Source organism: Staphylococcus sp. HMSC063A07, from assembly GCF_001836955.1.
GTDB lineage: Bacteria > Bacillota > Bacilli > Staphylococcales > Staphylococcaceae > Staphylococcus > Staphylococcus lugdunensis.
In genome coordinates this window covers 1-787 of the sequence record NZ_KV830923.1, presented here as the reverse complement: position 1 = coordinate 787, position 787 = coordinate 1, and the positions used below count along the sequence as shown (strand labels likewise).

At 41.3% G+C, this 787-nt stretch carries 1 protein-coding gene; it reads left to right on the top strand.

The genetic code is table 11. From position 1 onward, the window contains the following. On the top strand, positions 1-787 hold a 787-nt coding region (locus HMPREF2597_RS06040; protein WP_256337087.1), incomplete at both ends, for a Rib/alpha-like domain-containing protein.

The window sequence follows — 787 nt, the reverse complement described above, 5'->3', positions numbered from 1 at the left end:
ACCGGTAACAGTGAAAGAACAACCAGACAAGGATAAATACGAACCAAAAGTAACACCGGTCACAAAAGACTTTGGCACACCAACAACAGCAGATGATGTAACCAAAGCAGTGACTGTTCCGGATTATCCAAGCTCAAAAGGCACACCAAAAGTAAGTGTAGATAATCCAAGTACATTACCGAATGGTCAAACACCGGGCACATACACAGTACCAGTAACAGTGACATACCCAGATGGTACAAAAGACCATGTGGATGTACCAGTAACAGTAAAAGAACAACCAGACAAAGATAAATATGAACCATCTACTAAGGCAATTACTAAACCATTTGGTACGTCAACGACAGCAGACGAAGTTAAAAAAGCAGTGACAGTACCAAACTATCCAAGCAATAAACCAACACCAGAAGTAAGTGTAGATGATTCAAGTAAAATACCAGATGGAAATACTACAGGTACATTTACCGTGCCAGTAACAGTGACATATCCAGACGGTACTAAGGACCACACTAATGTAACTGTAAATGTTGGAAACCCAGATAGTGGTAATTATCCGCCAAAAGTGACACCAATCACAAAAGATTTTGGTACACCAACAACAGCAGATGACGTAACCAAAGCAGTGACTGTTCCGGATTATCCAAGTTCAAAAGGTACACCAACAGTAACAGTAGATAATCCAAGTACATTACCAGATGGCCATACACCAGGTGCACACAGCGTACCAGTGACAGTGACATATCCAGATGGTTCTAAGACCCATGTGGATGTGCCAGTAACAGTGAAA